Origin of the sequence: Paenibacillus sp. NAIST15-1 (assembly GCF_001894745.1) — a bacterium.
Classification (GTDB): domain Bacteria; phylum Bacillota; class Bacilli; order Paenibacillales; family Paenibacillaceae; genus Paenibacillus_B; species Paenibacillus_B suaedae.
In genome coordinates, this window is the sequence record NZ_BBYF01000003.1 from 226,276 (window position 1) to 251,284 (window position 25,009).

The 25,009-nt window shown below is 43.1% G+C and carries 31 protein-coding genes; 2 read left to right on the forward strand and 29 right to left on the reverse strand.

Features of this window, described 5'->3' with window-relative positions; genetic code table 11:
- Positions 1-32: 32 nt before the first annotated feature.
- From PBN151_RS08615 to PBN151_RS08700, 18 genes are all read right to left on the reverse strand, one after another.
- A complete protein-coding gene (locus PBN151_RS08615; protein WP_072728689.1) occupies positions 33-701 on the reverse strand; it encodes an HAD family hydrolase in 669 nt (222 codons plus the stop codon).
- Positions 702-709: 8 nt separating this feature from the next.
- The gene (locus PBN151_RS08620; protein WP_072728690.1) at positions 710-1,576 is read right to left on the reverse strand and encodes an alpha/beta hydrolase; all 867 of its coding nucleotides are present in this window, start codon (positions 1,574-1,576) and stop codon (positions 710-712) included.
- A gap of 243 nt (positions 1,577-1,819) precedes the next feature.
- A complete protein-coding gene (locus tag PBN151_RS08625; RefSeq protein WP_072728691.1) occupies positions 1,820-2,218 on the reverse strand; it encodes a VOC family protein in 399 nt (132 codons plus the stop codon).
- Positions 2,219-2,253: 35 nt separating this feature from the next.
- Positions 2,254-2,712 carry an NUDIX domain-containing protein gene (locus PBN151_RS08630; protein ID WP_072728692.1) on the reverse strand — a complete coding sequence of 153 codons (459 nt, stop codon included), beginning with the start codon at positions 2,710-2,712 and terminating at the stop codon, positions 2,254-2,256.
- Positions 2,713-2,788: 76 nt separating this feature from the next.
- Complete coding sequence (locus PBN151_RS08635; RefSeq protein WP_227774542.1) at positions 2,789-3,337, reverse strand: GNAT family N-acetyltransferase; 549 nt, start codon at positions 3,335-3,337, stop codon at positions 2,789-2,791.
- A gap of 14 nt (positions 3,338-3,351) precedes the next feature.
- Positions 3,352-3,627, reverse strand: a complete 276-nt coding sequence (locus PBN151_RS08640) for a hypothetical protein (protein ID WP_072728693.1) — start codon at positions 3,625-3,627, stop codon at positions 3,352-3,354.
- Between the two features lie 241 nt (positions 3,628-3,868).
- Positions 3,869-4,252 carry a VOC family protein gene (locus PBN151_RS08645; RefSeq protein WP_072728694.1) on the reverse strand — a complete coding sequence of 128 codons (384 nt, stop codon included), beginning with the start codon at positions 4,250-4,252 and terminating at the stop codon, positions 3,869-3,871.
- 321 nt (positions 4,253-4,573) lie between these two features.
- A complete protein-coding gene (locus PBN151_RS08650) occupies positions 4,574-5,122 on the reverse strand; it encodes a GNAT family N-acetyltransferase (RefSeq protein WP_072728695.1) in 549 nt (182 codons plus the stop codon).
- Between the two features lie 160 nt (positions 5,123-5,282).
- A complete protein-coding gene (locus PBN151_RS08655; RefSeq protein WP_227774543.1) occupies positions 5,283-5,795 on the reverse strand; it encodes a DUF6933 domain-containing protein in 513 nt (170 codons plus the stop codon).
- Positions 5,796-5,820: 25 nt separating this feature from the next.
- Entirely contained in the window at positions 5,821-6,063 is a 243-nt protein-coding gene (locus tag PBN151_RS08660; protein ID WP_072728697.1) for a hypothetical protein, read from the reverse strand.
- Between the two features lie 241 nt (positions 6,064-6,304).
- The gene (locus PBN151_RS08665; protein ID WP_072728698.1) at positions 6,305-6,520 is read right to left on the reverse strand and encodes a bacteriocin immunity protein; all 216 of its coding nucleotides are present in this window, start codon (positions 6,518-6,520) and stop codon (positions 6,305-6,307) included.
- 44 nt (positions 6,521-6,564) lie between these two features.
- Positions 6,565-6,924, reverse strand: coding sequence for a hypothetical protein (locus PBN151_RS08670; RefSeq protein WP_227774544.1), 360 nt, complete (start codon positions 6,922-6,924; stop codon positions 6,565-6,567).
- A gap of 218 nt (positions 6,925-7,142) precedes the next feature.
- Positions 7,143-7,592 (reverse strand): hypothetical protein, encoded by a 450-nt coding sequence (locus tag PBN151_RS08675; RefSeq protein WP_227774545.1) that lies wholly within the window; start codon positions 7,590-7,592, stop codon positions 7,143-7,145.
- 201 nt (positions 7,593-7,793) lie between these two features.
- A complete protein-coding gene (locus tag PBN151_RS08680; protein ID WP_175560672.1) occupies positions 7,794-8,174 on the reverse strand; it encodes a hypothetical protein in 381 nt (126 codons plus the stop codon).
- A gap of 21 nt (positions 8,175-8,195) precedes the next feature.
- Positions 8,196-8,741: a GNAT family N-acetyltransferase gene (locus tag PBN151_RS08685; RefSeq protein ID WP_072728702.1), complete on the reverse strand. Its 546-nt coding sequence runs from the start codon at positions 8,739-8,741 to the stop codon at positions 8,196-8,198.
- Positions 8,742-8,909: 168 nt separating this feature from the next.
- Positions 8,910-9,398, reverse strand: coding sequence for a GNAT family N-acetyltransferase (locus PBN151_RS08690; protein ID WP_072728703.1), 489 nt, complete (start codon positions 9,396-9,398; stop codon positions 8,910-8,912).
- Between the two features lie 136 nt (positions 9,399-9,534).
- Positions 9,535-12,120 carry an alpha-L-rhamnosidase gene (locus tag PBN151_RS08695; RefSeq protein WP_072728704.1) on the reverse strand — a complete coding sequence of 862 codons (2,586 nt, stop codon included), beginning with the start codon at positions 12,118-12,120 and terminating at the stop codon, positions 9,535-9,537.
- 307 nt (positions 12,121-12,427) lie between these two features.
- Positions 12,428-13,438, reverse strand: coding sequence for an alpha/beta fold hydrolase (locus PBN151_RS08700; RefSeq protein ID WP_072728968.1), 1,011 nt, complete (start codon positions 13,436-13,438; stop codon positions 12,428-12,430).
- A 237-nt stretch (positions 13,439-13,675) separates the two neighbouring features.
- Between PBN151_RS08700 and PBN151_RS08705 the strand changes: the two genes are divergently transcribed.
- Complete coding sequence (locus PBN151_RS08705; RefSeq protein WP_021254928.1) at positions 13,676-13,945, forward strand: hypothetical protein; 270 nt, start codon at positions 13,676-13,678, stop codon at positions 13,943-13,945.
- A 156-nt stretch (positions 13,946-14,101) separates the two neighbouring features.
- Here PBN151_RS08705 and PBN151_RS08710 read toward each other — a convergent pair whose 3' ends face one another.
- From PBN151_RS08710 to PBN151_RS08760, 11 genes are all read right to left on the reverse strand, one after another.
- Positions 14,102-14,590: a DinB family protein gene (locus tag PBN151_RS08710; RefSeq protein ID WP_072728705.1), complete on the reverse strand. Its 489-nt coding sequence runs from the start codon at positions 14,588-14,590 to the stop codon at positions 14,102-14,104.
- 414 nt (positions 14,591-15,004) lie between these two features.
- Positions 15,005-16,027 carry an FUSC family protein gene (locus PBN151_RS08715; protein ID WP_021254930.1) on the reverse strand — a complete coding sequence of 341 codons (1,023 nt, stop codon included), beginning with the start codon at positions 16,025-16,027 and terminating at the stop codon, positions 15,005-15,007.
- 104 nt (positions 16,028-16,131) lie between these two features.
- Positions 16,132-18,078, reverse strand: coding sequence for an alpha/beta fold hydrolase (locus tag PBN151_RS08720; protein ID WP_083545074.1), 1,947 nt, complete (start codon positions 18,076-18,078; stop codon positions 16,132-16,134).
- A 64-nt stretch (positions 18,079-18,142) separates the two neighbouring features.
- Positions 18,143-18,739 carry a TetR/AcrR family transcriptional regulator gene (locus PBN151_RS08725; RefSeq protein ID WP_028531150.1) on the reverse strand — a complete coding sequence of 199 codons (597 nt, stop codon included), beginning with the start codon at positions 18,737-18,739 and terminating at the stop codon, positions 18,143-18,145.
- A gap of 145 nt (positions 18,740-18,884) precedes the next feature.
- Positions 18,885-19,223, reverse strand: a complete 339-nt coding sequence (locus PBN151_RS08730) for an acetyl-CoA acetyltransferase (RefSeq protein ID WP_072728706.1) — start codon at positions 19,221-19,223, stop codon at positions 18,885-18,887.
- 63 nt (positions 19,224-19,286) lie between these two features.
- Complete coding sequence (locus PBN151_RS08735; protein WP_072728970.1) at positions 19,287-21,086, reverse strand: proline--tRNA ligase; 1,800 nt, start codon at positions 21,084-21,086, stop codon at positions 19,287-19,289.
- A 333-nt stretch (positions 21,087-21,419) separates the two neighbouring features.
- The gene (locus PBN151_RS08740) at positions 21,420-21,887 is read right to left on the reverse strand and encodes a zinc ribbon domain-containing protein (protein ID WP_072728707.1); all 468 of its coding nucleotides are present in this window, start codon (positions 21,885-21,887) and stop codon (positions 21,420-21,422) included.
- Positions 21,888-22,019: 132 nt separating this feature from the next.
- Entirely contained in the window at positions 22,020-22,997 is a 978-nt protein-coding gene (locus PBN151_RS08745; protein WP_072728708.1) for a serine hydrolase domain-containing protein, read from the reverse strand.
- 269 nt (positions 22,998-23,266) lie between these two features.
- On the reverse strand, positions 23,267-23,581 hold the full coding sequence (locus PBN151_RS08750) for a DMT family transporter (protein ID WP_072728709.1): 315 nt from the start codon (positions 23,579-23,581) through the stop codon (positions 23,267-23,269).
- Complete coding sequence (locus PBN151_RS08755; protein ID WP_072728710.1) at positions 23,581-23,922, reverse strand: DMT family transporter; 342 nt, start codon at positions 23,920-23,922, stop codon at positions 23,581-23,583. Before PBN151_RS08755 ends, PBN151_RS08750 begins: the two co-directional genes overlap by 1 nt.
- Before the next feature lie 141 nt (positions 23,923-24,063).
- Positions 24,064-24,642: a TetR/AcrR family transcriptional regulator gene (locus tag PBN151_RS08760; protein ID WP_072728711.1), complete on the reverse strand. Its 579-nt coding sequence runs from the start codon at positions 24,640-24,642 to the stop codon at positions 24,064-24,066.
- Between the two features lie 128 nt (positions 24,643-24,770).
- Between PBN151_RS08760 and PBN151_RS32510 the strand changes: the two genes are divergently transcribed.
- A complete protein-coding gene (locus tag PBN151_RS32510) occupies positions 24,771-24,989 on the forward strand; it encodes a M60 family metallopeptidase (RefSeq protein ID WP_072728712.1) in 219 nt (72 codons plus the stop codon).
- Positions 24,990-25,009: the final 20 nt, after the last annotated feature.

A 25,009-nucleotide genomic window follows, 5' to 3' on the forward strand; every position in this document is an offset into this window, starting at 1 on the left:
CCTATCATATTTAGTAGCTCTTGCACAAGTTTTCACACTGAGCCTTCTTCGATTTGCTCAATCAGACTCATCAATTCCAAGAGATCGGACAGTTCTGCAGTCGGGTTCACCTTCATCTGCTTCAACATTTCTTTATCGGATCGATAAGCTATAAACCTTATCCCTGCGCTAATAGATGCCATACCATCTATCCATGAATCGCCTATAGAGAGCCATTCATTCGCTGAGTTCTTAAATTCATCCAACACTCGCAAATATCCATCCGGTGAAGGCTTCAATGATTTCATTAACTCCCTACCAATAATGAAATCAAAATATTCATAAATACCATTATCTCTTAATGCGATTTCTGCAGCTTCAACAGAATTATTTGTTACAATTGCAAGGTGATATCTACCTTGAAGTTTATTAAGGATCTCCACTGCACCGGGCTCCAAATCTGCCCCCTGCATTCCACACACTTCATGCTTCTTCGCAATATCCCACATTTCATTCAGTAACTCTTCAGTCATTCGATTCGTTTGTATTGCTTCCTCAACAATTGTTGATGTTGTATGGTAATCAAGATTATATCCAGCGGGTAGGATCTCTTTCGATACGAGAAATTGATAGGTTTCATACTTCATGGCTTGGAAGTCAATTTTTGAGCTTAAAATCGTATTATCCATATCAAATACAATGCCTTTTAATTGATGCCTCATAGGATACCTCATTTACAAAGATGTGTTCTTAAAAAATCAATCACATTTTCAAAGGCGCTTTGAACTTGTAGGTCACTAAAGTTCTGATCAAAAACATGATCCGCTCCTTTTATAGTTATTAACTTTGTAGCTACTCCCTTTTCCTTTAACTTCTTGTGCATTAATACTGATTGTTCGTAGGGAACATCTGTATCTTGATCACCATGAAGAAATAATGTTGGGGGAAATTCTACCGTTATATTATTGATTGGGTTATATTGAATTAATTTAGTATAATCATGTTCATTGTTGATTCCCGTTACTTCTTTTAACCAGACACCATGCTGTCGGCAATATAAATAATAATTAAATCGTTCCCATTGGCCATTCGTAACTTCACGATCCCCGACATGCTGACAAGCTGTCTCCTTATTTATAGTCGGTTTCTGACAGTAGTATTCACTCGGTTTAGAGAGCCATTCCCCAAGAATATCCCCATAACCATAAAATGAAACGATCACTTTAGGTCTAATATCCATTGTTCCAATTAATAAGCTGAGATAGCCACCAGCTGAGCTACCCATAACTGCAATATTACTTACATCGAAATCAAACCATTCGATTGCTTTCGTTCTTACCCAATTAATTGCGTCTTTTATGTCTTCAATGATCTCCTCTAATCCAGTTTCAGGAGCAAGTCGATAATCAATATTGACTATACTAAAGCCAGATCGTCTGAAATATTCAATTTGAGCGGAGGAAAGCCATGATCTTGCCCCAAAAATTAACGCTCCTCCATGGATATACAAGATCACTGGGGATTTTCTACCTTGATAATAAATATCTGCACTTATAGAGCAACTATTTACTTCTTTATAGATCTTCGTATCTTTCAAGACTTCATCCTCATTTCGAACTTACCACCGCATTTCAGCTAGCGTTTCTGTATTCGTAAAACGCCCCAGCCGATAACTCTTATCTTAGGCTGGAGCGTTTGTCGTCTGATCATCTTCCATGATTATACATCTAATAATCAATGGGCGGTAGCACCGATGTGTGAATACGTTGTTGGCAGATTTCCCCTACTTCTTCGATCGCTCACGAATCAGTTCCTTTATTTACTGTCCCAGATTCTTTAATTAAGAATCTTTCGTTCCAATGATCATCTTTATACGTTCTCGTTCTTCGTTCTTATCCAGGTACTCAAAAAATCCAAGTCGATTCCCCCAAGGATCTGTAAAGGTTCCCCATTTGACCGGAACCTCTGGTCTTGAGTAAATTTCAAAATCATCTATTTCTAACACTTCAGCAAGTCTATCTTTTTCAGCTTCAATATTCGTTGTTCCCAAACGTAATGGCCCATTACCTTCAGTAGGTGTTCCTTCTGCAATCTGCAGCCAACATCCGGGAATCAGTTCCCACTCCGCAAACCCTTCATGTGGAATAAAATCAGGCTTTCTATGTAAGAGTGTTTCATACCACTTCTGTCCTTCTTCCATATTTGATACCCGAAATTGAGTAGTCATCTCAAAAATCATTGTTAGCTCCCTCCAAATTAATTGTTCTGACAATATTAGGCCCTTAATATTTCTTTTTTCATTATCAGTAAATCTTCAAAAATAGGTCTTTGTACTGTACTAATGTTTGAAATGTCGATTTCTTCTAACGCTTTAAATTCAAGTCTTAAAGATTCCTTTTTAGGATCATTGAATTTTACGGTATTTCCATCATTCCCTATCTTCCCAGTGAGATCTACCAGTGCATTGAATATAAACATTACAAATACGACTTCATTCCCATCGGGATACCGATACTGCATTCTAGGTCCACTATATACCCCGTAAAGTTCATTTTTACAAACTTCTAAACCTGTTTCTTCAAGAACTTCTCGTTTCATTGTTTCTTCAATCGTTTCTCCTGGCTCCATTCCCCCACCTGGTAAACCCCAATCACCATAATCAGAACGCATTTGAAGTAATATTCTGTTATCTTTGTCCCGAATTATGGCTCCTCCTGTTACTATGATTCTCATCTTTGAACTTACCTCTCAATTTTGTTTTATGGTTTGCGCTAGTTTCATAGTTAGGTATTCGCGACGCCTCACTACCTTAAGGCCGAAGTCGGCCGAATAAATTTTTTACCATATGTACTTCATATTCATTTCTAGCAATTTCTTTATACTCATTTTTCTTATAAAAAGAAATTGCATCGTGCCAGGAATTTGTCGTTTCTAACACAATTCTCTTGAATCCTTTAGCTTGTGATCTTCTTTCAAGCTCTTTTAACATTTTTTGAGCTAATCCATGTCTTCGATATTCTTTTTGTACCGACATTCTAACAATTCTCCCTGTATCAACCTCTTCACGAATTAATGCACCAGTGCAAATAACTTTTGTATTTATTCTGCCAACCAAAAAGTGATTTCCCCTACTACTATAATTAAGGACGATTTCATTGAGATCTTGATTTAATGATTCATCCAACGCTCCAAACCTCTCCCTTAGTCCAGCTAAAACAATACGTTTAGCATCTTCTTGTGTGTCTTTACTTACTTCTTCGATTACAAGCGTTTGATAAACTTCTTTCAAATTGAGATCTCCATCCTTGAATTGCTTAAAGTGAATGTTTTGAATTTCAGATAACGTGATTGTATTCACGATACCTCACTACCTTACGGCTCCGAAGACTCTAGAACTTTATTAAAATATTTCTGGATTGATTCCTTAAAAAGAAATATTAATCCAACAATAATACAAAAAAATCCTAACCAATAATTGATAGTTAGATTTATTTCATAGTCTTGCGGATTGTATGATCCTGCGGCTGCTGCTTGGTATGCAACTCGACCGAGTTTGATTACGAATTCTTCAACAATCTTTGAAATTGAAATAATAATGATTCCTAAGAATATTGAAACTATAGAAAGAATAATTCTAGTTTGTTTCATATGAATCTCCTTTCGTTAGTAATTCGCTCTTGGGGCTTTCAGATAACGTTGTATTCACGACGTGCCTTCACCTTAACCGCGATGCGGTTAGGTGGAGCGAAAGGTGCCGCTAATTACGCTTCCTTGCCAACTACATCCGAATCCGCATCTAACTCCGGGTGAACCAAGGGTCGAATGGCCCAAAGCGTGGATATTGTGTTGTTAGACGACCCCACTCAGACTCCGCTTTCAATTTCATTTGCTATTCATTTAATTGAATTGCTCCCCACATGTTCCCATTGAGATCTACGAATTTAAGAACCCATCCGAATCCTTCATCTTTATAAAAAGTAATTTCAGCTCCAATTTCTTTCAGATAATCATGGAACTGATGAATTTGCTTGGTGTTGTAGAGCAATACAGGCATCTCTTGTCCATTAAATATGAAGTTAGCACTTGTTATCTCATTGGTTTCCCACAACATTAACATTGGCCCTTCTTGCAATGTTAAAAAGGCATGATGATGCTCTTTAGATTTCCCTGATAATTTAAATCCAAGGTGCGATACATACCACTCAATTGATTCATCCAAGTCTTTGACTGGAATTTGCATGTGTTCTAATTTCGTTAGAAAAGCATCGCTCATCCTCTTCACTCCTAAAATGTGGTCTTATCTAACGTTTTATATTCACGAAACGCCCCAGCCCTAGAAAGCTCATATCTTAGGGTGGGGCGTTTGTTGTCTGACCGACTTCCATGATTATACATCTGATAACCGAAGGGCGATAGCCCTGCAATGTGAATACAGTGCTATATGATGTGGGTGATATTCTTTCAATAAAAAACTTGGCTTTTTTTAGTAGAGATATATTACAACTCATAGAAAAATGGGAATAATGATTGCTTTTATTCTACTCATTATAATTCATATTCCTGTATATCCTTTTTAAGTATCCTGAACGCTTTGTTACTTGGAACAATTAGATAGCTTTAAATATTCATGCTTCAAAATACTCATCATTATACGATCTACATATTGGCCATTTTTATAGACTTCGTCTCTTAGTATGCCATCCTTCTTGAAACCAGCCTTTTCATAACTCCGAATAGCACCAGGATTATCAGCATCTACCGTCAAATACACCTTATGAAGGTTTAAACGCTCGAACGCAAAACCCAGGAGAACACCTGTCACTTCTGTAGCGTACCCTTGCCCCCATACCGTTTTGTCCCCAATCCAAATACCAAATTCAGCATGCTTGGACCAAGGATGGATGTTAAACAATTGGGTATTGCCAATCGCGATGCAGTCTTCTTTTATTATGGTAAAATAGACAGCTGATAGATCTGTTTGTGCGTACCTCCGTGTACGTTCTCTTACCACTTCAGGTGTTAGGGGCATACCACTCCCTGATGGTAACGTTCGGTTAACTACAGGATCAGACAGCCATGCATATCGTTGTTCCCAATCCTCTTCAACAACTGGCCTTAATGTTACTCGTTGTCCGTATAGCATATTTCCCCTCCGTGTACCTGGATTGGTACATATTTTAGCCCACAATTATCCGAAGTAAAGCTACGCCCACCTAAGATTCAACTGTAGTTATATTTTACCTTTTTTCACATCTGCGTACAAGTGTTCCTATATTGGAAACAAAAAAACAAATCCAACTCTATCATTCCCTCGAATATCGATTTTCGATCTCTTGTTTAAATACTTCTATTGGCTTGGAGTAATTAATCGGTTTATAAAAACTATCATTATTCCATTTATTTAGCTCAATATAATTTGCAAAATCGAAACTTATATTCTGCATTATTAACACTACGTCATTCATTGTGCTTATTACACTTCTGTTATTTGTGGTTGTAAATATAATATCTGCACAATCATTTATATATTGATTTATTCTTGCCTCATCAAGGTTTTCACTAATTAAATAGTCGGTTAATTCTTTCAAAAAGATATTTTTTAGGTTTTTATATTGAGTACTCCTTACTCCTACTATCGTCAAACTAAGTCTTGATAAATCATTCATAAAGATAAGGTGCTTTCTCCTATTTACTACAACTACATTCGCATGCCAGCTAAAAAAAGAATCAGAACTGTCTATTTTTGTTATTGTTCTTTCCATTTTCAAGTCTTGTAATAATTTTTTAGTCCCTCGGATCACAAGCACAAAAATCACCTCTATTTTTGATTGATTTCAATGCCTATTTAACATACGGGTACCCAATCTCTTCAAGATCATCTACAATATCTGCTATCTCTAGATCTTTATTAAGTTGCTTAAGCACACTATTATCTATTGGTTCTAATTCAAACAACCTTCTAACTAGAGCTAATTCTAAATCAATTTCATAATACTGAGATGCCCAAGAATGATAATATTCGGTCCCACCTAACAAGATCTGTAATAAGCCACAATATTCTTCACTATAATCCTTACTACCCAACCACTGTTCTTTCTCATATTGAGTCCAAATAATACATGTTGTTTCTTCAAATACAAACGCTGGCTCATTTAAGAAATCACGAAATGTGTAAGATACCCCGTTAAGTCATTTCCATATATTTATCATGCAGTTCGATACCCTCTCTTATTGAGCTTTTGGTCTCTTTATCAATCAAATCTATTTCGAAACTTATGTTACTATAGCCATCAATTACTTCTAGTATCGCAAAATAATATATACTTTACAAAATAATAGGTTTGTAGCTCATTGCTTTATCGACTATCTCTTCTGGGCTATATTCGATATCACTCCAAAATATTAAATCTGAGACATGAGGATCTGGCACATTACTTTCAAGTAAATTCATCATCTCATCTATTTCGTGCTCTGATCCTTCACAATTCATAATTTTTCTTACGAGAATAATCAATTCATCTCTACTTAGTTTTTTGTTCATTCTTTACCTCTCAAATAAAAAGTTCTCTATTGGGTGATATTCTTTCAGAAATCCTTTACTTTGTCTTCTCCAAAATAAAAACCCTTAAGCTGTGTATCAAAGAATTTCTTTAATTCTTCTTGATTAATTGAATAAACAACCTGGCTTTTTTTCAGATCTGTTCTCGTTATATATATCTTTTCAAGATCGTATTGAATTCGTATCTCTTTATTGGTCTTTAATTTAAACACAATCCCTGCATTAATGCTTCTATTTGAAGGTATTTGGTTCAACTCTATAATTTCTGATTCAGGTACGGAATTAATCCAGTTTGCAATATTTTCAACTTCGTCTTGCCTTAATTTAATATCTACCCAATTGATGAATGCACCAGATCCTTCTTTTGTATATACCGCTTTGGACATCTCAGTACTTGTGATTTGTTTTATTTGAATCTCCTTTGTGACATTGTTCGAATCAACAAACCAGAGATATATTACCACTAATAGAACAATGGGAATAATAATTGCTTTTAGACTATTCAATGGGATCTTAACTGTATATCCCCCCAATTCATACTAACGTTCCTGTATTCAGGACGTCCGATGAAGTCAGATGTGTTCGTAAATCCAGCTTCCAAAATTCAATGATCTTCAATACAAGAATTTGTTAATAGTCCGATGATTTGAACTATTTCTGCTTCTGCTACCTTTTTAGGTCCTTCCATAAAATATCCCTTCATTCCTACTTCTAATGTTTTTCTATGACGTGCTCTAGAACTAGGAAATAGAATCCACATCCTTGCTGTTCCACTTATATTTACTTGCTTTGATTCGTCCATAATAAGATTTCCAAACTCATCTTCAAATTCAGGGTGTATCACCCTTAAATCTATTGTATTATTCATAAAATCTGATTCTATAGCAAAATCACTTCGATAACCTTGATAAGGAAGATTTTGTCTTCCACCTTCTTCAGGCATAAAAAATCGATACTTAACAAGAAAATCTGGAGGATGTTTTCTTAATGTCTCATAAGGAACCCACATACGTTTATGTTCCTTTCTTCTTTTATCATGCTTTGCATTAGGCAATTACTTATAACGTTCTTGTATTCACGACCCCACCGACTTGAGACGACAAAGTCCCTGGGCGCGATGCGGTTAGTCGGTACAAATGTGTCCGCCTGATCCAACTTCTCGGAAATTCCTCGAAGCGGATCAAGGAGCGTAGCCCCGCAGCGTGAAAATCATGTTATCTGCAGTCTGTGTCATCCCCGAAATGCTCCAGAAACTTCATTTTATTCTCTTTATTAAATTCATTTTTTTTATTTCTTCTTTTTCCACTGGTTTTATGTTTTGAAAATAGTCCGTTCTTATTAAATTATTTATAGTGTTCAGTATTTCTTTTTCATTAACTGTCTGAACCAATACTATGTTTGGTTCGATCTGATAGTATCCATACTGTTTAATTTCTTCTTCAAAGTCTTGAATCAATCGTATTTGATCATACACGTTTATATGAAATACATCATCTTGAAGCTCTATATATACATCACTTCTGTATCCTTTACTTTCAGCTTCCCAGATACCGCGTTCACTATCATCTAGATAATACAAATTATATGCTTGCATGAGTTTTGTCCCTTTTGTTTTACTTGTCCTTTTACTACTCAACACAGATTTAACCTAGCGGCCTCAGTATTCACGAACCGAGAGGCTTAATAATTTCGCTATAACCTCGTCAATGTTATCCCATTCATAAATTAATTCATTCAGAACTTTTCCCCCAATTATTATCTGAGTTGAATCACATAATTTAGCACCATAATGTTCATAAAAATAACGGGTCTTGTTATCTTCTAGAACATCAACATAAATGTTGTGATATCCTAAAAATTTAAACTGTAGAAACAGTTGTCTGAGTAGTTCTTTTCCTAAACTTCTTCCGTGATATTCCTTAAGTATGTATATAGATGTTAAGTTACCTGCATTAGGAACTGTATTTGTTTCTCTCTTACCACAAGCTGCAAATCCAATAATTTCTCCTTCTGGGTTCTCTGCTAGAACTACAAAATTATCTTCTTTTTCAATATTTTCGATCCATAAATCAGTTCTTTTTATATATGATAATTTAGACAAGAACTCATCTGGGATAATACCTTTGTAAGTTGTTCTCCAACTATCCACATGAACTTTTGCAATTCCTTCTGCATCGTTTATCGTTGCTTTTCTTATTCGCATAATATCATCACCTCTTAGGATTAATTAATGCAGATATTACAAACACTTATCCATAACTATATATAATGAGTAGTAACATCTCTTCTGTTGAAATTTATTTACGATGATTTCTTATAACCTTTTGGCATCTATGCCTTCCTGATATTCGTAATAATCTTTTTTACAAAATCAGATCTCAAAATATTGATATCTTATCTTAAGACCTTCTTCCATCTCTTCTTTTTCTTGAAATTCGACATTCATATATTCATAAATTTTTCTCCAAAATTGAATTGCGGGAATATTATTAGATAGTTGGCCTATTGCATACCTTCCAGGACATTGTTGAAATAAATCTTGAACAGCCTGTTTCCCTAAGCCTTTCCTACGATATTTCTTTAAAATGAAAAACGAATTAATCAAATAATCATATCGTTCTGGATTCGTATATGGAGAGCTTTGAAGTAAAATGAAACCGATAATATCATCCTCATGCTTAATAAAAAATGGAAATAAACCTTCCTTCTCAAAAAACCATTCAAAAGCATCAAATTCAAATAAACCACTCTCTTGATTAAATTCCTGTTCTTCGTTAAATTCCGATAAGTCATGAAGAAACAATGTCATCAGGTGTTTTAAAATTATTTTCTGATTCAACTCAACGTTGACTACTGACATCTCAGATTCACCTCAATAATAGGACTTCAAGAATTTCCTTTTTCTAAGTATAACTTCGAAACCTCTTATTGGAAATATAATCCTCACAGAACAAAAGGGCACATCCACCTACCCCCAATATACATAACTTCCTCGATCAAATCCGGTCATCTAGATGACGGTACTGCAACCGATGCGTCCCTGAACCGAGCGTCGTTTCATATTCTTCAACAGGCTCCCAGATCTGGTTGTCGATTCGCAGTGTCGCAGTCGTATTGGCTGGAATGCTCACTGTCAGTTCGACCATACCATCCTCCAGCTTCCACTCGATTGCAATCTCACCGTAGGCTGTCTCCCGCTTCACTCGCAGCCAATCTAGCCCATAACCGAAGTGCGGTTGCAAATAGAAATGCTTATACGCAGGCTGCGCCTCATCGATTTCCAGGCCTACTACATAGCGGTACACCCACTCGATAATGGAACCGTAGGCGTAATGGTTGTAGGAATTCATACTGTCATTCCATAACGAGCCATCCTCCTTAATGCCGTCCCAATGCTCCCATATGGTGGTTGCGCCTTTCTTGATCGGATAGAACCATGACGGATAATCCTCTTGGAATAAGAGCTTGTACGCAAGCTCGTGATGTCCCCATTGACTCAAGACGAGGTTCAAGTACGGTGTCCCTAGAAATCCGGTCGTCAAATGATCCTTCTCATGCTTCAACAATTCTACCAAGCGTTTCACAGCGCGTTCCTTCACGCGCTCACCAGCTAGATTGAACATCAATACCAGTACATGTGCGGTCTGCGTATCAGACGCCAGTCTGCCATTCGGCGTAATGAACTCATCCTGAAGCGCTTGAAGAATATGCCCGTGCAAGCTGCTATAGTATTGAGCATCCTCCACCTCGCCCAGAATAACCGCAATCCGCTGCACCAAGGAGGTCGAATATGCATAGTAAGCAGTCGCGATAAAACTCTTATCCGTGGCGCCATCATAAGTATCGGGCTTCGCATCCAGTGCAAGCCAATCTCCCAAATGATAGCCGGTATCCCATATATACTCGTTGTCTCCTTGCTCGCGTATGTAGTCGATATACCTTTTCATACTATGATAGTTCTGCTTCAGTACGGACTTGTCCCCATAGTGCAAATAGTGCACCCATGGAATAATTACTACGGCATCCCCCCAGCCAGCCGAGGTATCCCAATCGAAATCCTCCCACTTGCTGAAAATATCCGGTATCGTAACCGGAACGGCGCCATTCTCATGCTGCTCCAGACGAACATCCTTAAACCACTTAGCGAAGAACAAATTGACATCCATTAGATGTGCGCCTGTACCGATGAAGACTTGAGCATCCCCCGTCCAACCAAGCCGATCATCCCGCTGCGGGCAGTCTGTTGGCACATCGAAGAAGTTTCCCCGCTGCGACCATTCCACATTATGATGGAGCTGATTCAGCAGCGGATTCGATGTCTCGAAAGCAGTGGCCACAGGCATATCCGAATGCAGCACCACCCCTTCGAAATCCTCAAGCTTCGGAGGCTGGAACATGCCGCTGACCTTCACATAACGAAAGCCTTGATACGTAAAATGCGGCTCAAAGGTTTCCTCCTCTACCCCCTTGGCGATATAGACGATCTGCTGTCTCGCCTTCCGAAGATTGCCTGTATAGAATACTCCGTTGTTGTCCAATATCTCAGCATGCTGTAGTACAATGCGAGCGCCAGCATAAACATGGGAAACTGTGAAACGAACCCAACCCACCATATTCTGACCCATATCAATTAACCATTCATGGTTCGGCAGCTTCGTGATTGTAACAGGCTTCAGCCGTTTCGTGACGCGAATCGGCTCATTCACTTGGGGCGTTAATATGTGTTTGGCATGGTCAATTACTTCTACACACGCAGAGGATCGATGAACCTGCTGTTCTAGTCGCGCATCATATACTTCCCCATCATAGATTTCCGACATCAATATCGGTGATTCCGCAACTGTCCAGCTCTCATCCGTAACAATGATTTCTTCAGTTCCATCCTCGTACCAAATATGAAGCTGTGCGATCAATGCCCGCCGTTCCCCATAATTGTTGCGGCCGCTGCGCACCGTGAGTCGCCCTTTGTACCAACCATTGCCGATCAGTACGTGCAATCTATTATTTTGCCCCAACTGCTGCGTCACTTCATAGGTCTGATATTGCAAATGACGATCGTAGCTTGTCCAGCCTGGCGTGAAGTAGCTGTCTCCGATACGCTCCCCATTTAATGAAGCTTCATATACTCCTAGACTACTTATATAGAGACGTGCCTGCCGTATCGGCTTATGAACAGCAATATCTTTCTCAAATGACATTACCTGCGTCTGTTCCTGTGGAGACGCAATCCAGTCGGCAACCCAGCCTTCTTCAGCTTCCAATCCTGTCTCCCAATAAGCCAAATCAGACCAAGCTGATGATTCACCATATTGATCCCACACGCTTACCCGGTAATAGTAACGTGTCACTGGCTCTAGCTGCAGTTCTTCTAATGGAATACACAGACACTGTTCAGACTCTACCTTCCCTGTATCCAGCAAAATAACTGCAAAACTATCATCCAACGCGACCTGAATATGATAAGCAGCCTGCAGCACCTTTCTACGATCTGAATCTAACTGCCAGCTTATCGACACCAATCCTAGTCCAATCCCAATGGGATTCTCTTTGTTCTCACATCGTACCTTCTTCACTGCAATCATAGTCGTCACCTGATTTCATGGAGTAATAGAAACATAGTACTGCTGCATATTTCCATAAATTATACCTTCAACTCACTATATTTGGAATAACTATTAAAAGAAATCTATTATTATTGAAGGAATGTGCTAGCTGCCATTCATCCTTTTCTCGTGCTCTGACCTTCCATATGCAGCAAAAAAGACGCGCCAATGCCCCAAGCACAGCTGCGCGTCTTCTCCAACATTTATTTGTATAAGCCATGATCCAGTCGCAGTCCATATCTCACTTCTATTTCCCATTGCTCGATCTCCAACTTATGCTTGCCAATCAATGCAGTTCATCCGCATGATGATCATCTACTTCTCCTGCTTCCGCTGCAGTTAGAACATGCAGTGCATCAGCTGTACGCAAGTCTTCTTCCTCCATGTACCAGGGTGGTTCCACCGCATTTGCAGAGTTCACCTCGCTTGCGGCTCCATCCCATTCAGACTGAGTATTCGCATCCTCCTGCTTCGGCATTGATTTCACAGTCCGCTTCGCAAGAAGCTCCTCCTTCACTTCCGATGCCAGCTCTTGATTCCGCACCCACCGTGCAATAATCCCGTTCATCTCACGCGCTTGCTTCGTCGGAATTTGGTGCTTGGCCCCCTTCAGCCAATACAAATGATAATGCGGCAAATATCGCTGGAGCTTGACCGCATAACGATGGAAACCTTTGTCCTTCTCGCCATAAATCAGCAGCATAGGCGCCTGAATGCTCTTCAACTGCTCTGTGCAGCGATGCTTCAATGACGCTTGATAATACTGCTTCCAATTCGATACATCCCCACGCATCGCCGTACGTTTCAAGTTCCGGTATGTCGTCCGGCTGTCCGCATTTCCGAACGAAATAGCCCACGCAAGCAATGACTTGGCCCTCATCGCCGTCAGTGCGATCGCAAGCGCAATTCTTCCTCTTAGCCAGTAATCGCTTGCTTCCGCCATCGTACTCACAAGAATGCCGCCCTTGAATCGATGCGGATGTGATTGTAGCGCCTGAAGCGCTACGGCTCCGCCAGTCGAGTATCCACAAATATAGGCCTGCTTAATGCCAAGCTCGTCAAGCAGCTTCACCATATCTTGGACAATGAGCGGATACGTAATGGGTTCCTTGGAAGCATCACTCTCCCCATGGCCGCGAATATCGAAGGTGATGACTTGATGAGTAGACGATAATTGCGCCGCTTGATATCGAAAGTTGGCCGAGGTCAACAGTGGCGGATGAATAAACAATATGGGTGTACCTGTGCCATACGTATGGTAGTGCAGATGAATTCCATTAATAAGCCTCTTGGGCATCAGTCTCACCTCGTAACGAATATAGAGGTAAAGATACCCTTTCTCCGCTCGATCTATGCACATTTGCACGTTTACCCGCTGTTCAATAACACGCTCAAAGCGAGCCGACATACACAAATGCACTGCTGGTCTCCCACCCATATTTGTGCATTTTTCTCACGAGACAGTACAGGTGTACAGACTCAATTCCAAGTTCCCCAATATAATGTACCATCTTAACAGAAGGAGTTGTTATTCATGACATGTCCTCGTCCGTTCTGCCCGCCAGCAGAACCAATCGTATGTCCGCCAAGACCAGTAATTCGTGATTTCTTCCATCCTCAAATACTGCCTATCATTCATCCGATCGAAGTGATCAACCGTCATCATTGCTGCCCGATTCCTAAGCATGTATTCACGGTTGTCGAAAGAGAGGAAGTTGTAGGCCCTGTAGAAATCAGAAGCGTGAAAAATGGCAAGCGTACTGTTGGCACTCGCGGCGTTCGTCCAAAAACAAAGCGCAAATAACATTACAATCGGAATCACCTAACTACCTAACTACGCATCTTCCTATTTGACAGGTTTATTGTCAAAAGAGCCGATACACGGCTCTTTTTTCTTTGATCCCTTTCTGACATGCATAATGACATTGCCCATCGGTATATGCTTTTATCGACGAAGTACTTAGATTGGATTCGGCTGGGATGCTTCAAGCGTCTTGATAAATGTCCTGATCTGGCCGAAATGCATGGCTTCATGACTTAACAAGAAGAAGAACATTTGGCTAGCCTTCGTAAATTGAAGAAAAGGATTGACCAAGTCGAGATCCCAGTTTCCCACAATTCGCTCACCGATCATATGACGCTGTGCCTCAAAATGGGTGATGATCTCCGCCAGTGCAGGAGCATCCCCATTCCATTGCGAAGGACTTGTTCCATTGGCGAAATAGCCCACATAATGTTCAGGCAAGTGCTTTTCCTTAAAGACATTCTGGAAAATTCCTTGATCCCATGCCACAGCAAGGTGACCCGCATGCCAACGGATAGAGTTATTGCACCCTGCTGGGATCGTATCGACAATTTCCACGTCTACCTTATTCAAAACTTCGATTACCCATCCTCTCCAAGTTTGGAAACTATTTAGCACCTCATGCTCCAAATGAACCGATTCCACTACACTTCACTCCAATCTGAATAAAAGAGTCAACCTTTCTCCTTACATATATCGCTCTTGCCATCAGTTCAATGCCTAAAATTATGAATTTACAATGAAATCCTTCCTAAGCTTTCCTAAAATTGATTGCATGTTCCGTCCTTGTGTCTCACATCAATATATCCAAGCTGTCCTGTGTGAAATTCATTCGCGCGGCACAAAAGCATGGGAGTACAGCGTTATTGAATCCTGCTGATGAAAAAAGAAAGAAGACAGCTGTCATCAGCCGTCTTCCCCCTTGGTACGATCATCGGTTATTTATTCTGCTATTCATGTGAACCTTGTGGTCGACTGACCGCCGTCATGCAGCGGAATACCGCGCACTGGGAGCTCGCACGGTGCGAAAAGATTCAATATGCTGCACACCATCTGCCGCTACGCATCTGAATCTTTCTCGACGTGGCCGACAAGGCGATCCAATCTTGCAATTTGGAAGCCGTATTCATACATGGCCGCGGCAACAATGGACAACCTTAGCATCTCACTGCCATCTTGGGAACATAGCTTCATCGTGATCTGCATGAACTGCTCATTATCTTCCTCCATCTTATCCAGTTCCAAGCTGTTCGGCTTTACCTTGTCTTCGAACTTCAACAGTACATGCTCATGACATTTAATCAACATTTCCAAGTGTTGATCGAACATTTGATTCGTTTCCGGCTCACGGGCTGCTTGGAAGTAATGTTCATCGATAGCTTCCAGCACCTCAATTCCGCTGCGGAGCGTATGCAGCAGCTGCTTATATACAACCAACTCGCGTGAGCGGCTATACTTCGCTCGCTTCAGCTTCTTCGTCTCTTCTTCGAACAGCTTATACTTATCGGCGAGTACCTTCAATGAATCCACCAGACTTTGCTTCTCTTCCTGGAACACGGATTCCTTCATTTCATCTGAGATGACGGTTCTCAGCAGCAGCGACATTCGACTGAAGCATGATTCAATCAACGTAATGAACTGTGCCTTCGGATTCGGCGGGAAGAACAAAATATTAATAAGACAAGCAGAACCAATCCCGATCAATATCTGCGCGAAGCGAAGCAGGGCGAAATCCCATTGACCTGATGCTTCCATAACGGCAATGACGGTCACGAGCGTCAACCCTACTGTCTCTTCCATTTTCATTTTCAGACAAATCATAATGACCAGTACGCATACAATACCGACGGCTATCGGCTCATGCGAGAAATACATCCCTGCCAATAAGGCGATTGCAGCGCCCAATGTATTCGTCTGGAGCTGTTCAAGAAAATACCTCCATGAACGATAAATCGAAGGCTGCATCGCAAATATCGCGGCAACGGCGGCGATGACCGGGGTTTTGAACTGGAATATTTGACTAATGAACAACGCTAGCGTAACCGCAATCCCTGTCTTCAGCACTCTGGCTCCGAATGCCATCCTCAATCCCTCCATTCTGCTAGACGGCACTCACACTCCCTTATTGTATACACGAATCCATCCTGCTTCAAGACAAGGTAAGCGGCTAATAAAATGGATCACGCCTAAATATTCTGCTCTGTTGTTGTTTCTTCGCCCAGCACCGCAGCGATAGTCGACGCAGCTGCTTCTGAATGCGATAAGGGAAAATGATGCCCGTACGGCAAGCGAACTAGACGCTCATCTCCCTCGAGTAAGGCAGGCAGCTGATGCAGCCTCTCCTTCTCCCCCCATACGATTCCTACGAGCGAACTAGCCAGCTTTACTTCTTTGGGCGAAGTCATCGTTTTCGGCAATTGATGATAGATGGCTTGCATGATAGAAGCATTCGCATTAGCAATCCGAGGAGAACGAAAACTAGCCTTCATTCTTGACACATACCCGTGTGGAATTGACGATGCATGTTCGAACACTCCCTCGCGTAGCATTGCCTTATTCATTAACGAAGCAGGCATGTGCTTCAGCATAAAAGCTGCAAGTGTGCGTCCGCGGCTGATAAACGCCCTTACAGCACCACGCGGCCGCTGCAGCACAGGCTGCAGCATAATCAGCTCCTCCACACTGCCATGTAACCGAATGGCACATTCATTCGCTACCCACGCACCATAAGAATGACCTATCAGGGTTACGGGCTCTTGAAGCTGAATGGCCGCCGCAACGCTGTCCACAATGCCCGCAGCCAGATTTCGGTCAGCCCCATCAATTGAAGGTGAGCGACCGAACCCCGGCAAGTCAGGAACAATTAGTGGACGGCCCGTTCGCTGATACAGTTCAGCTGCCAACGGAAGCAGATCGTCTGCTTGACTAAGCCAGCCATGCAGCAGTACAATCGGCACTCCGCATCCTTCCCTTATCCACGCAGCCATCGAACCGAAGCGACCTCTGGCGAAGCTTCTCTCCCCTTTGTCTTCCGGAAATGTGAGACGGTAATCCATATCTGCAATAGCAAACGGTAATATGTCTCTGCAATCCAGCGGTGTACGATTCGAACCCTGACGTATCGAGCTCTGACGCAGCAGTTGCTTCGCCGAATCATTATTGAAGCTGCGATCTGTTACGAACGCCAATGATTGCGTCGGAATGCCCGTCAGTTTTTCCCCACCATATCTCATAATGGCCGATAGCAACCGGATTGGCATAGACATCACTGGCGCTCCTACGTGGAGCTGCCGAGCAATTTCGCGTAATAGCTCCTTCATATTTGGTTGTTCGGCCTTATCACCAACAAGATTGTATGTTGCTGATTGACGAGTTGAATTCGCCTGATCCCTAGCCAGCAACACAATAGTTTCTGCGACCTCGTCATTCGTTACAAGAGGCAGCCAATAATGCTTCCCTCCTGGAACGACCGGCATCAATCTGCTGCGAACCGCCTTCACTAAGATCCCAAGGCCATCCAGCTGCGGCGTACTTCCAGTTGGCCTAGCACCAATAACGGTGCTAGGATTGACAACAGATAGCGAATAGCCAACGCGAGAAGCCTCTTGACGAATCCACAGATCCGCCATGAACTTCATACGTTCGTAAGGGGCAGCATCGGGCGGCACGAACCGACTCACATCATCAATGGAAAGCCCGCTAACATTCGTGTCTTGTTGAAAGGGGCTCATATAGCCAACTACATGAATGAAGCGTCGAAGTCCCTTGCTACCATGAATCTCTTCCGCTAACCGACTTATTGCCTGAGCACCGTGAAGGAAGGTTCGCTCTGCTGTTGAACTTGATTGAGTAATCTGCATCGCTCCACCGGCATGGATTAATACATCTGATTGCCTCGCTAATTGCCAATCCTCCTTCTTCAATCCCAGACATTCCTGCTCCAAATCCCCCTCGATGAATACAATACGGCTTCTTACCGATTCTGAGTACTGCTGGAACAGCTTTTCTGCTCGTGTCGCGGAACGTACGAGAAGAAGCAGCCTTTCATCACCATCCTTCAACTGCCGGATTACCTCTCTCCCAATAAACCCCGTTGCCCCCGTAATCAAGATCGTTTCCTTGTTGTACATCATGTTATTGCCCCCTCTGATAATTAGTACTACTCAGTTCTAATTCACGTCAAAAAAAAGCCTCGCCTCAGCGAAGCAGTTGAAAAAAATGTGCAACCGTATGCCGGACACGCGGCAGGCTTGGTTCTGTATCACCTAGCAGCAGTGCCCCTTCTATCGCGGATAGCAGTACAACTGCCAATCCATACGGATGATGATGGCTTGCAATCTCTCCGCTTGCTCTTGCCTGCTCGAACATCCGCTCGAACAAAGGCAGCTGCTGAGCGAAGAATTGTCCGATCTGCTGACGAACCTGAACCGCATCAAGCGGGCTCTGCATGAATAACGACATGAAGGGGCATCCCACTTGAACATCACACTGCTCATGCTGCTGCGAAACAGCATCCACGAATGCCACCACTCGCTCCTCTACGGTTAGATCGGTTCGTTCAAGCAGGCTTCCTAACAGCTGTTCATATTGTCCCATCCAATAGACGAGCACTGAACCAAGTAGTTCCTCCTTGCTTTTGAAATGGTAATAGATGTTCGACTTAGACACATTGCTCGCATGCATAATCTCATCCATGCTCGTATAGGCATACCCTTGGCGCAAAAATAGCGCTGCAGCCGTGCCAATGACTCGATCTCGATTCGATAATGGTGGTATTCGTTTTCTCTCATTCATAATTAGTACTATACAGTACTAAACCAATATTTACAACCTCTATTCACGGTTTTTATCTTTCCATACACGAACAGCCCTTGCTTCGACAGCAAGGGCTAATTGTAATTGTTCACGGATGCAGACAGCCTGTTAAGCGCAAGTGGACTTATGTAACCATCAGCGTAATGACCAATAATTCATACAGCACCAGCGGCAAGATAACGTTATTATACATGTAAGCATTGTATAATCCTCGCTGCATAACCGGCTGCTGCGTCTGTACGTACACAATTCCCCGATCCACATTTACAATAACACCATCACAGATAAATCCGTCTATTGTCTGAATACGGACGGGTCGATTCATATACGAATGGCATATATGATGCAACTTTTCACGAGTATCTCGCAAGCACTGCAAGTGAGAGCCATCCGCTTGATATATAACTTGCGGCTCGGTTTGAGATGGAAGCGGCTGATCGGATGATGGCTTCGAAGCATTCATAGCATACGACCTCCATTCTGTTCGAATGTCACACACTTCCACCTTATGTCTCATACCGTCCGATCATGACCGATTTGCATACATTCTCACCGTATGAACCGCCTGCTCCATCGTTACCAGAGCTGATGTGCTGGCGTCTGGATGTACAAGTTCTACCTTCCCTTCAGCAATATGCTTGCCGATAACGATACGCATTGGACAGCCAATTAGATCCGCATCGGCCAGTTTCACACCGAACCGCTCATCGCGATCATCCCACAGCACAGTCGCACCGAAGCTGCTCATATCCTCAGCCAATCTCAATGCTGCTTCAGCTTGTGCCGCATCCTTCATTGATACTGGAATGACATGCACCAAGTATGGCGCGATAGACACCGGCCAGCGCAGCCCTCGTTCATGCTGCATCTGCTCCACCATTGCGCTCATCATGCGGGAAACGCCAATACCATAGCAACCCATCAGAAGTGTCTGCATTTGACCCGACTTGTTCATCACCTGTGCGCCCAGCTTATCCGTATACTTCGTTCCGAGCTCGAAGACATGTCCTAGCTCAATTCCAAGATGGAACGACAGTACATGACCACAATGTACGCACCGTTCTCCCTCCACGATATTCCGATAATCGCCTACCATAGTGAGTTCATAATCTCTCCCAGCCATCACATGCATCAGATGGTAATCCTGCTCATTCGCTCCCACAATCGCGTCTTCCACATGAGCCGCATCCTTATCGACTATGCACTTGATCGTCAAACCAACTGGCCCTGCAAATCCTGTGGGAGCGCCTGTTAATCGCATTACCGTCTCGGCATCTGCGAGTTCCAGCTGATTGGCTGTCAATGCTCGCATGACTTTCGTTTCATTTACTTCATGATCCCCGCGAACGAGCACTGCAACTGGCTCACCATCTGCCACATATAACAATGTCTTTATCGTTTGGGACGGTTCCACTTGCAAATAGGCTGTCAACTCATCAATTGTCTTCACCCCAGGGGTATGGATACGTGCAGGCATATTTGCTGTCGATGCCTCTCCTGTTAAACGTGCTTCCTCAATTTGGACAGCCTTCGTGTCGACATCCTTCGTATGTCCAGCTTCGACCGAATCGGGAGCTTCGATATTCGCCGCAGATGCAGAGTCAGACTGACTAACAGCCTTCTCAAGGTTCGCGGCGTATCCGCAATGCCCACAAGACACAATCGTATCTTCACCAATATTGGTCAGTGCCATAAATTCATGTGTTCGTCCGCTTCCGCCAATCGCTCCTGCATCTGCCTCCACTGCACAATACGTTAGATTCAGACGCTGCATCACCCGATGGTATGCGTCAACCATTCGATCATATTGAGCTTGAAGCGAATCTGCATCCAGATGGAAGGAGTAAGCATCCTTCATGATGAATTCCCTGCATCGTAATAAGCCATGTCTAGGCCGTCGTTCGTCACGATATTTCGTCTGAATTTGATACAGTGTAAGCGGCAGTCTCTTATACGAATTGACTTCATCTCGCACCAGTGCCGTAACGACTTCTTCATGTGTCGGGCCGAGTACGAACTCACGTTCATGGCGATCACACAGCCGCATTAGCTCTTCACCATATACCGCATACCGTTCCGATTGCCGCCACAGTTCTGCAGGCTGCATCGCTGGCATGAGCATCTCCTGAGCACCTGCCCGCTCCATCTCTTCTCGAATCAGCTCCTGTAAATTCCGAAGCACCTTCCATCCAAGCGGCAAATACGAGTATACGCCCGCCGCAACTTGCCGCATGTAACCGCCTCTCAGCAGCAGCCGATGACTGGCAGTCTCCGCATCTGAAGGCATATCCCGCATCGTAGATAGGAACAATTCACTCTGTTTCATCTCAATCCCCCTCTTCTTCTCTCCATAATAAAACAACGCACCCATCCCATAAGGGACGAATGCGTTGTCGTGGTACCACCCTAATTCAGCAGTCGGCATATACCGACAGCTCTCACATGTTCCATAACGGGCTTGCGCCCGGCAGATCGAATCTGCAGCTGCAAAGTAGGAAGAATGAAGCTGCAAGGGAATCATTGCACCAAGTTGACTCCTCTCTGTACGTGCATCTCGTTCACTCTCATGTCTTTGGTCGTCGCTTTTCGCGGTTATATTTTCTAAATAAATTACATGTTCTGTTACTCGGTGTCAAGTATCTCATCCACTGATACCCGATTACCGCATCACCCAGTAGCCCAACTTCAACAATAAACCCAGTACCAATAACGCGATACCGACTCCCCGCTTCTCTTTGTCGTTGTTGAAGGCATATACGCCTCCCACTAAGATTCCGACAATTGGATAAATAGCGGTGGCTATGAGTACGATCAAGAGTGAAGTGCAGCCTATATTGCGCTCTGACGCTTGCTCTTCGCTAGGTTGATCATCTGACTTCTCACTGGCAATCTGATTCGAAATCATGGAACCACAATTTTTACACTCCGTGGAGCCTTGCTCTACATTTCCATTACACTCAGAGCATGTAAGCTCCACTTGCTTCACAGCCAAGATGCCGTTGTATTGCTTATCTTCCTCTGGCGTTCCCTGTAAGGAGGCGTCCTTCAGGGAGTGACTGCAGACGATGCATACTGATGCGGACTTTTCGTTCGAATACCCACAGTTGCTGCATATTTGGATCGCCATGCGCGATGCACTCCTTCCGTTACCCAGCCAAATCTTGAATACGCACTGATTCCGTTGTAAAGCAATTGCAAATTGACACAATCCGTTCCGAATAACCTGTACGCTCCTTTAGCAGCTAGGCTACTGCTACTGCTACAGCTGCATGAACGCTGGGAAATGCTCCTGCAAGCCCTGCTTCAGTACATCAATAGGCTGCATGCCGATATCCGCTAAATTACTCAAGGCAATAAGCACCGAATCCGACTTCGCATCCCGAATCATCGTACAGCTGTAGCCCGATAATCCCCCATTATGATACGAGATATGCGGTCGATCCGGATATACGACCCATCCGTAGCCATAACTGCGTTCCTCATCAATTCGAGCTTGCGGCGTGAAGATCGCATCGATTGACTCCGCATTCGCCACTTGGCCTGAGCGAAGGGCACGATCCCAGCGGAACAGGTCTTCGGTAGTGGAGAAGACAATGCTTCCTGCACTGTTATGGCTTGGTATATCTTCCTTCCAAGCGAGTTCTCCCCCTCTATAGCCGATCCCCATGTTCGGCTCACTGCGAAGTATATCCATACGTCCGCCTGTTCTTGTCATACCGAATGGCTCGAAGAATTCCTTCTCGATATACGCTTCATACGGTTGATCCGACAGTCTCTCTACAATCAGTCCAAGCAGCGCATAACCGAAGTTGCTATAACGATACGCCCCTTTTGCACCGGATGGCGTGACGGTATCGAGCGCCAGCGTATGCAATGGCCTTAGATCCTCATGTACATTCCAATCAATTAACGCATCTTCGTCCAATCCAGAGGAGTGAGTGAGCAGCTCATGGAGCGTAACATCTGCAAGCCTTGTACACTCAGGTACATACTTCGCAAGCTTATCTTCTACACGAAGCAGCCCTTGCTCCTGCAGCTTCATAATGGCTGTTGCCGTAAATTGCTTGGCAATTGATGCAATTTTGAATACTGTATCCTTATTAATGGGCTGCCTCTCTTCCACGTTCGCTAGGCCGTACCCTTTACTTATGACAATCTTACCCTGTGACGCCAGCAAGATCGATCCGTTATATCCCTGCTTCTCTAACAATTGATCCACCCAAGCTGCCAACTCCATAACGGTCTTATCCCCTTCCCATGTTCTTCACAGCTTGCTGCTCTGAAGATGAACTCTACTAGTGAGTACTACGTCGTTACTGACTTCGATATCTATGGCAGGGTTTCCTTCATTTTCTAATCAACGTCACAAAAACGCCTCCCATGCTGATAGCGAGAGGCGCTTTACAAGATTAATTAAGGTATGGAGTTGTTCCTCATTTGTGACGGATCACGATCTGACTATTCCAATTGCACAAATGCCCCGACGCTGCCCTGTCAGCTTCAACATTAAGAAACTAGCTTCAGCCCAATTGCTGCTCCGAGTACCATGGAGATGAATAAGATTCTCTTCCAATCGCGGGACTCCCCGTAGAAGAGCATCCCGAGGATGGCACCCCCAGATGCGCCAATTCCCGTCCATATCGCATACGCCGTCCCCATCGGGAGCGACTTCATCGCAATAGACAGACAAATGAAGCTAGCGCTGAATGCTGCCGCCATAAAGACGAAGGATTGCCAGTTGCGATCCTTGTTCAGTTTACTAATCATCGCCACACCAAGCATTTCACATAATCCTGCTGCAATGAGACTTATCCAAGCCATTAGGATTCAGCTCCCTTCGCTTCGTTCTCATTCGTCACCAGCTTTAATCCCATCACACCTGCTAGCATCACAAGGATAAGCAGCACCTTGATCATCTTGAACGGTTCTCCAAAGAAAGCCATCTCTGCCAATACAGTTCCAGCAGTTCCAAGTCCAACGAATACGGCATATACCGTCCCTACAGGGAGCTTCTTGCCTGCCATAATCATCACATAGAAGCTGACAATAATTGAAATGGCCGTACCTCCCCATTCCCATACATTGTTCGCGTGCTTCAATCCGATCACCCAGAAAACCTCGAAGAAGGCTGCGATAAATACGTAGATCCAATGCTTATTCATTTGTTGTTCTCTCCCTTCCTTGCTATCTCTATAACGAGCACTATTCCATGCACTGCATCCCACAGATGCAGCTTACACCATTCTTATTTTTTTCTATATTTCTTCTCAACAAGAGATTCATTGTTCATACCACTTCACGAACTAGTCTCGTGTCAGGCTGCGCCAATATATGCGCCATGAAGCATCGAAGCGGCGTCGGAATCTGTCCGGGCCGCCAAGCAGCATTTCAACGAGAATGCCATCAACAAGACACATATAAGAAGCGGTCATCATCTCCATATCCAATTGATCAATCTCCGCTCGCTCCACTCCTAGCTTGAACACGGCCATAAGCTCCCGTTCCATCTGATCCAGATGGGCGTTGACCAGTTCCATAACTCGCTCCTGCATGATAACAGGCGGAAAGAACATCACCCGCAGCAAGAATTTCAATTGATTGCTCGTTTCATAGCGTGCCTCATATTGTTGAATCAATCCGTACAGCACATCCTTAATCGGATGCTCGCGGTGTGTCTGAATGTACCGCTGCAAGTGTCCCATTTCCTCTTGTACTGCACGGCGGATTATGCTAACAAACAGATCATCTTTATTTTTGAAATGAGCGTAAATAGATGGCGTCTTGATGCCTACCTGTTCCGCGATATTCGCAAGGGAAGCCCCTTCATAGCCATGTTCTGCAAAATGATTCAACGCGACCTCAATAATTCGGTTAGCTGTCATTCTACTCATCTCCTTCAGACTAACTAATATTCGTTAGGCAATGCATGCAACATTCCACACATATAATACGATGACACACCCCCCCTAACTAATATTCGTTAGGTACATCTTTTCACATCTCTTCTCCTTTGTCAATCACGAGTTCGATAGTTAAATATCCTTTTATATATTTTAAATACGATACATCTTCTCTATCAGAACTTCACAAGGCTTATCGAGAAAAGGATAAAGCAACTCTGCCTACAAATGACGAACAGAAAGTTCAAATGTTTATCCTAATGACATCCAAAAGTGCGAAGCAAAACCTGATCCCATTTTCCGATAAAAAGGGACTGAACGCTATATAGGATACAACAGCAGCCATTGA